Below are 8002 nucleotides of genomic sequence, written 5' to 3' on the forward strand. Positions count from 1 at the left end.
TTAAAATTGTCTTTTGGAAAAATAAAAGGAATGATTTTATATTTGCTAATTCCTAATTGATAGTTTTTATAGCTGTAATAGCCTTTATCAAATATTAAGATGTCTCCTTTTTGAATCATACGTCTTTTTTGAAGATTTTCCATGATTTCATCAAAAGTTTTCCATCATTTGGAGCTCCAGAATGGATTAAAATAGAAACAGGATTCATACTATTAAAATCAACGATAACAGTTGCTTTAAATCCAATATAAAATCCTTTAGAAGATGAATAACTCCATTTTAAATTCAATGATTTGAGATGTTTTTAGTCTTTTTATTCCTATGGAAATTAATATCAAAGTCCACATGTGTGGTATCAACAATAAAAGTCTTTTTTTCTCGTCTTCTAACGTAATTTCTTGAATTTAAGATAGGGTTTAATGCTTTAACAAGTTGTTCTGAGGCTTGTTTTGAAAAATTTTTGTAAACTTGATCGACATTTAAAAATTCAGAGATATTAAAGTATTTGGGAAGTTTTTCTTTTGATTCTAGCTATTTGAAGATAAATGGAATGTCTAATCCAAAGAACATGCTGATGAATATGATTTTAAATGTAAATACTTGTTTGTTAATGTTTTTAAAATCATATGAAGCTAATATTTCAGAAGTTTCTCTGCTAAATATTTCTTTCAACAAAGTATAATTTGGGTCTTTAATATCTAAATTTAATCTGTGTTTCATTGGAATCACTAAATTAATATATATAACACACACTATTTAAATTTAACGATATAAAGGCCCTTTTTATTAAAATTAATTAAGATTAAATTGTATTTTTACAAATTACCATAAACGAATCTTATAAATATAAAAAATATGAGTTTTTGGCCCGAATTTTAAGCAAAAAATTTCAGACCTCTAAATTTCTTAATTTTCTTATTTTTTAAATATTTATTTTAGAAAACCATTACTCGAAAAATTTATATTTTAAAAAATAACTAGTTAAATAATGTGTAATGAGATGTTATTATTAGAATAAATAATTATAATAAATGTATTTTAATAGTTTTTATCAACAATAATTATTTCTGAGGCTATTTCTGCAGGATTATATGGATCAAATACTCAAAATTATTATTTTAAAGAATATACCTTTAATGTACCTTCCTCATATAAATTAACAGGAAAAGGATTTGGCAGTTCCAGTAAGTTAAATTATATGAATTTTAAAAAAGGAAATGATTATGTGAAGGTTAATATAGATAAATATTCATCTAAATTCAATAAAAAAAATCATGGATGGATATACTTATTTCACATGGGATGGTCAATCATATATAAAACAAGTATTTCTGGAGGCACTGGTTTTTATAATGAACAAGATGGTGTTAAAACATTTGTTTTTGCATCTGGGAATGATGTAATATATTTACAAACAAAAGGAGTAGATATCTCCTATGTCATATCAGGTATTACTCAAAAAGATTATGTATCCAAAACACATGACGAATATGATTTTGATGATGATTTAGATTATGAATCAGATGCATATGATGATAGTTTTGATGATTCCTTTGATGATGGATCTTATTATAATTATAATTGGTAAATCTTCTTTTTAAACTATTTTTATTAGATATTCAGCTTTTAAAGGATGTAACCAATTACAATTTTTACTTATTTTTCTTAATTTTTTATCTTAATTATTTTAAAGGTTTTTTTAAATAATATTAATCCTTGTTAAGAGTTTAAAAAAGGTTTAATACACAGATGAGCTAAATAGGTTTAATTTTATTCTTTAATTTCTTATTTTTACAAAACTCTATTAGAATTTAAAAAATAATTATTTTCTAAAAAATAAGACAGTAACAGTATATTTAAAATTAAATTTTAAAAAATAAGGGAGTAACACTATATTTAAAAATAAAATTTAAAAAAGGTAAAACACCATGTCTAAAAAAAAATAAAAAAATGGAATTTAAATTGGCTTTGCAATTATATTATAAATTCCATCTGTAATTTTATTTATAGATTTAGTAAAAACATCTCTTGAAAATATGTAGGTAAATAGGAAAGCAAGTCCAATTATTAGTATGATTGATAGTGGTAGGTTATTTTTAAGTGAATGTGGTACTATTTTTTTTAGACATAAAAAGATATATACATGAAGTAAATATACTGATAGGGAATTTCTACCGAATTGGGTAAGGAAACAGTTTTTATTTGTCATAACTTTATCAGCTATCATTACTATTCCAATTTGCACTACAATCACAATTAATCTTTTAATCATTTCATATAAGAGGTTTCCAGCATATGGGTCTCTAAATGCGAAGAATTTAAAATCGAATTTATAACATATGGCGATTATAGTGATTATAATTAAAACTGATATAATTTTGTAGTGTTTATTGAAGAAATCAACTATTTTTGTAAATGGAGTTGTAATATTGTTCTTTGTTTCTTTATAGTAGAATCCTACTAAAAACAGAGGGAAATATCCAAAACAACGGGTCAATCCTAATAAGTCAGGATCTAGATTTATAAATCCCATTATTAATGCACATATTATTGAAGCTAATATTGGGTATTTGAATCTGTTGAAAATTGGTAGCATTATTTTCATTATGAACAATGCCATCAAGAACCATAAACACATAGTAGTTTTAAAGAAAAAACATGGAACAGCTACTTTACTACCTAAAACAAGCCATACAAAAAGTGTACCAACTATATAAAAAAATATATATGGTATTATTAAACGCTTGAAACTTTTTATAGGTTCATCAGGTCCTATTTTTGAAAAATAACCAGCTACAAAAAACAGCAATGGTAAGCAACTTAGCACCAATAATTTATGTGTAAAACCAGCAAAAATACCTAGTATATCGAAATGTACTATTAAAACTATAAGTATTCCTATTCCTCTTATATTATCATATTTGTCTAATCTCTTTTTAACTTCCATTATTATCTTTCTCCTTTGAAAATATTAAATAATTATTTATTAAAATTAAATTCAACTAATATTAATAAAATAAATTATGAGATATATTAATAAAAATTGCTCCAAATATTATACTACTATTATTTTTACCTTTTTTATTGGGTTTGTTATAAATATTATTTGATTTAAAGCTTACAATGAAATTATAAATTTTGTTACATCATGTTCAATTACAATTCCTCCAAGATTAGAAAAGATTAATCTGTATCAGAATCATAAGTATAATTATTTTCTAATATAATTTCACTTGAAGGGCTTTAATTTTAGAAAATATAAACAAATTTTAATAAAATATAAGCATAATTTTAATATATGAATTATTTATTTTATATCTTAATACTTCAGTTCAGTTTAATATTGATTCCGTAACTATATATTATTTACTATTATATTCATATACTTTTGAATAATATTAGCAAATAATCATTATTTGATATGGAATTTAAATATAATTATTAAATTTTAAATAAATATGGATTATCTTAAAATTTAATTTTTAAATAAATTTATTTTATTAATTCAAGGACAAATTTATTTTTTCATTTTTAAAAACCATATTTTTCCAACTGTACTATCCGATGTAAAATCTGCAGAATATGTTCGTATAAGTTTCTTATTTTTCATAATGGTGAGGATTCATATCCTTCTGGGACTTTCATCTATAATCTGTTAATATTCTAGCATTACTAAAAGTAATAAAAAATATTTCTTAATCTATTTTAAAATTTTATTTTTCTAATTATTCTATGGGTATAGGTCTTAAAATTCTTTTTTTAGTTGAATTTTTCAAAAACAATATCTGCTGCCATATAAGACAGTTCAAATAACATAAAACAAACAAATGTCCAAATATTGAATACTCCACAAATAGCAAGCAGGAGTATTACAATTTTCATCATAAACCTGTATTCAAAAAATAAATTTAAAAACTTGTTTTTTGTTAATGTTGAAATTTTTTCATGACCTATTTCATCACCCATACTTCCTAAAATACAAACTAGCATAATAGTTAATTCTAAATGAGGAATTCCTGCAAATAACAATATTGCTGTAAAAACAACCAAACTGATTATATGGTGAATTCCATCTACTTTTAAAACTAGAAGATTTCCTATTAGGATAGAAATGAAAATATAGGCTGCATCAATATTGTAAATTGTAGCTGCAACAGATGCAATAGCACATAAAATATCTAAAAATATTGAGAAAGTCAGATTATCTTTAATATCGTATAAATCATCTGAATATTTCATGAAAAAACCAGATAAAATATAAAGAAAAGCTAGAATTATATAAGTCATTTAATCACAATAATTTTTAATATTCATTTAATAATTATTTTAGTTATTATATATTAAATATTTTAAGGCATTTTTAAAATCTACTGATTTTTTTTCTTTTTTTCATTATTTTCTATTATACTGATTTAAATATTCTTGGAGATTATAGAAAACAATTTTTTTCATAGTTTTTTTACCTTTTAATACTTTAAACAATTTTTTCAAATTTATTTTTATAATGGTCTAATAACTTATTGCTTAAATCAAAGAATCTTTTAAAGTTTTATAAGAAATTATATTGGATAATAATAAGAAAATACCAATATAATAATGCTAATGATAATAAAAAGGGTAATATAATAATACGCTACGTTATTTTTCTATTAAATAATCTACCATATGATCAATCCATTTTGAGAGAAAATTAAGTTTAGTATCTACTATATGTATCCATAATTTTTCTATTGTTAATCTTCAATTCCACTACATATATATATAAATTATAATTGTTAGTATAATTCCAATTAAAGGTAAATATGGGGAGTTATAATAAGTAGTTAAATGTAATTGGTTCCATAGGAAGTCTTTGAGAATAGTATTTTCGTGAATTAAATAAACACCTAATGCACTTCTTGCTAGGTAATTAATGTGCTTATTGAAAATTCTTCTCTTTTTAAGAATATTAAAAATACACATAATGATGCAATTAGAATAAAGAATTTTTTTTCAGCAAAAAATCCTGTAAATAATGTGTTTTTCATAATACTCTCTATTGGTAAACTCCACCATAAATAAGCATTACTATTTAAATCCATAAATCCGAAAATTAAAGTTCCAATATATGTTAAAATTATGGAAATTATAAGTCCAATTATTAATTTATTAGTTTTTAGTTTATCTAAATCTAGATATAATCGAATATAACTACCTATTAAGTATATTACAAAGAACCATATTAATGGGGTATATTGGAAGTTATTACCTGTAAATGCTGTTTGGGTTGGATATGAGGTCAGTGGGGGGAAGAATAGTTGGAAATACAGACCATAAAACCATTGATAATAATATTACTTTAAGAAGTGTTTTTTATGATAAAGCTTTTATACACTTGTTCATAAATGGAGAAAATAACATGAGTATAATATAAGATGTTACAAACCAGTATCCACTATGGCTAATAGGAAAAAGACTTTGACCAAGACTTTCAACAGCTATGTTTGAAGGGGTTAAAATAAATATGCCTAATGCCAAAAATAGGAATGAATAAAAATAAACTTCTCCTCCAAGTACTGATAATTTTCTAAGGGTAAATTTACTTTCAATCATAAAATAGGATGAAATTAAAATAAAAACAACAAACCGAGTTTACCAAACATTACCATCAAAATTAAAATATATGTATTAATATTTGTAATAACAATATTAGTTCCATACATTCCATGTACTACGAAATGATATGATTAAAAGCATTGAAATAATTCTAATATTTCTAAGTTTGTGTTACGTTGATTTTTTAATTGCATATTATTAGTTTTGTTAGAAATATATTTAAATCTTTTTTCTATTATTTCTTTACACTCATAATTAGTCTTAAAGCAGGATTAGCTTTTTTTTAAATTTTAATATGTTAGGTTTAATTGTATTCTTAGCCATTTTTTATAATGCCAACTATAAATTGTAGCTTATCTTATGATTTGAATTTTTAGAATTTCAAAGTTTAGTAAATCAAATATCTACTATTGATTTTTATTAAGAAAATTTTTTAGAAACTATAAATTATCTAATATATGGCCTTTTATAAAAGTTTAATATATATAAACAATATATAAATTATTTATATAATTATTAAATTTTTATTTATTTAATTAATTAATTTTATTTTAAAAGGTTTTTCTCATGTATGATAATAAACAAGTTATTGTAATTATTCCTGCTAGAGGAGGCTCTAAAGCAATTCCTAAAAAGAATATTAGATTTTTAGGAGATAAACCCCTTGTAGCACATGTTATTAATAGTGTAAAAAAATCTCAATATGTAGATAAGATTTTGGTTTCAACAGATGATTCTAAAATACAATTCATTGCTCAAAAATATGGGGTTTCAGTTTCTTTTAGAAGTTCTGAACTTGCAGGTGATGATGTACCTCTTGATCCTGTAATATATGATGCAGTTACTCGTGAAGAGAAAAAATTAATGGATGAATTTGATTTGGTTTTTACTATTCAACCTACATCTCCTTTACTTAAATCTTCAACTTTAGATCAAGCTATTGAAAAAATAGTTTCAGAAGATTTAGATACTATAATAAGTGTTGTGGATTCAAGAGCATTAAGATGGGGATTAGATGAAGAAAATGGTTCATTTTATCCATTATATGAAGAAAGATTAAACAGACAATATTTACCAAAAGTTTTCAAAGAGACTGGTGCTATTTTAGGTACAAAAAGAAAATTCATTAAGGAAGATTCACGTATTGGTGATAATGTTGGTGTAATTGAGGTTTCCCGTGAAGAAAGTGTTGACATTGATAATTATGAAGATTGGTGGGTTGCCGAAAAACTTTTAAATAAAAAACGAATCATTATAAAAACTGATTCAACTAATATTATTGGAACGGGCCATATATTCAGATGTCTTTCCTTTGCATCTAAATTAACTAATCATGAAGTTGTATTTTTACTTGATGATAATAAACCTATTGGAATTGAACTTGTAAGTAAGGAAAATTATTCTATTATAACTCATAATGGAGATAATGATCTCATTGAAAAAATATTGGACTTTAATCCTGATATTGTTGTAAATGATATTTTAGATACTGATGTAGATTATATGGGACAGTTAAAAGATCTAGGATACTTTATTATTAACTTTGAGGATATTGGTCCTGGAGTCCAATATGCTAATTTGGTCTTTGATGCATTATATGAAAATGAATCTAATATTCCAAATGTTTACTCTGGACCTGATTATTATATGCTTAGAGGAGAATTTTATTATCACTCTTTTAAATATGTTCAAGAAGAGGTTAATGAGGTACTTTTGACATTTGGAGGAACAGACCCTAATAATTTAACTGAAAAAACCTTGGATGCAATAATCGAATCTGGTTTTGATAAAAGTATAACCGTTATTTTGGGTATTGGATATAAAGATAAAAACGGAATTAAAAATAAATATGAAAATAATATTAATGTTAGAATATTTGAAAATGTTAAAAATATAAGTGATTATATGGCGGCTGCTGATTTAATATTTACCTCAGCAGGAAGGACCATGTATGAGGTTGCATCACTAGCTGTTCCTTGTGTTTGCATATGTCAAAATGAAAGAGAAATGACCCATTCATTTGGTGTTAGGGAAAATGGTTTTATCAATATGGGTCTTGGTGAAAATCTTCAAAAAGAAGATATAACAAATGTATTTCTAGAAATTATTGAAGATTATTCTCTTAGACTTAAATTATCTGAGTCTATGAAATTGGTTGATTTAAAACATGGTTATGAAAATATAATGAATGTTTTAAGAATAAATTATAAAGCGTTTATGAGGGAAAAAGAACTTGAAACAGGAAAAAAGGGTAATTTCCATTTCTAGACATAATTTTAACATAGTTTTTAAATTTTCTTATCTTAAGTTTTAATTAAATTTTAAGTTTATTAAATTTTTAATTTTAATTAATTTTTAATTAAATTTTAAGTTTTAATTTACTTTTAAGTTTATTAAATTTTTAATT

Annotated in this window: 6 protein-coding genes and 1 pseudogene; 2 read left to right on the forward strand and 5 right to left on the reverse strand. The window is 23.5% G+C overall.

Going from position 1 to position 8002, the window contains the following annotated elements:
• Positions 1-720, reverse strand: a pseudogene (locus QZ146_RS07830) (transposase); the annotation flags it as partial.
• Between the two features lie 478 nt (positions 721-1198).
• Here QZ146_RS07830 and QZ146_RS07835 point away from each other — a divergent pair.
• The gene (locus tag QZ146_RS07835) at positions 1199-1588 is read left to right on the forward strand and encodes a hypothetical protein (protein WP_295723290.1); all 390 of its coding nucleotides are present in this window, start codon (positions 1199-1201) and stop codon (positions 1586-1588) included.
• 369 nt (positions 1589-1957) lie between these two features.
• Here QZ146_RS07835 and QZ146_RS07840 read toward each other — a convergent pair whose 3' ends face one another.
• The 4 genes from QZ146_RS07840 to QZ146_RS07855 form a co-directional block, all read right to left on the reverse strand.
• On the reverse strand, positions 1958-2947 hold the full coding sequence (locus tag QZ146_RS07840; protein WP_295723292.1) for an acyltransferase family protein: 990 nt from the start codon (positions 2945-2947) through the stop codon (positions 1958-1960).
• Positions 2948-3759: 812 nt separating this feature from the next.
• Positions 3760-4287, reverse strand: a complete 528-nt coding sequence (locus QZ146_RS07845) for a hypothetical protein (RefSeq protein ID WP_295723293.1) — start codon at positions 4285-4287, stop codon at positions 3760-3762.
• Between the two features lie 614 nt (positions 4288-4901).
• Positions 4902-5081, reverse strand: coding sequence for a hypothetical protein (locus QZ146_RS07850; protein WP_295723294.1), 180 nt, complete (start codon positions 5079-5081; stop codon positions 4902-4904).
• Positions 5082-5352: 271 nt separating this feature from the next.
• On the reverse strand, positions 5353-5592 hold the full coding sequence (locus tag QZ146_RS07855) for a hypothetical protein (protein WP_295723295.1): 240 nt from the start codon (positions 5590-5592) through the stop codon (positions 5353-5355).
• Positions 5593-6162: 570 nt separating this feature from the next.
• Here QZ146_RS07855 and QZ146_RS07860 point away from each other — a divergent pair.
• Positions 6163-7863 carry a cytidylyltransferase domain-containing protein gene (locus tag QZ146_RS07860; RefSeq protein WP_295723297.1) on the forward strand — a complete coding sequence of 567 codons (1701 nt, stop codon included), beginning with the start codon at positions 6163-6165 and terminating at the stop codon, positions 7861-7863.
• Positions 7864-8002: the final 139 nt, after the last annotated feature.

Source organism: uncultured Methanobrevibacter sp. (assembly GCF_905235195.1).
Classification (GTDB): Archaea; Methanobacteriota; Methanobacteria; order Methanobacteriales; family Methanobacteriaceae; genus Methanarmilla.

Excerpts from the sequence above, each read along its gene's own strand:
- QZ146_RS07850 (WP_295723294.1), bottom strand. The coding sequence starts at position 5,081 with ATGGATTTAAATAGTAATGCTTATTTATGGTGGAGTTTACCAATAGAG.
- QZ146_RS07845 (WP_295723293.1), bottom strand. The coding sequence starts at position 4,287 with ATGACTTATATAATTCTAGCTTTTCTTTATATTTTATCTGGTTTTTTC.
- QZ146_RS07840 (WP_295723292.1), bottom strand. The coding sequence starts at position 2,947 with ATGGAAGTTAAAAAGAGATTAGACAAATATGATAATATAAGAGGAATA.
- QZ146_RS07860 (WP_295723297.1), top strand. The coding sequence starts at position 6,163 with ATGTATGATAATAAACAAGTTATTGTAATTATTCCTGCTAGAGGAGGC.
- QZ146_RS07835 (WP_295723290.1), top strand. The coding sequence starts at position 1,199 with ATGAATTTTAAAAAAGGAAATGATTATGTGAAGGTTAATATAGATAAA.
- QZ146_RS07855 (WP_295723295.1), bottom strand. The coding sequence starts at position 5,592 with ATGATTGAAAGTAAATTTACCCTTAGAAAATTATCAGTACTTGGAGGA.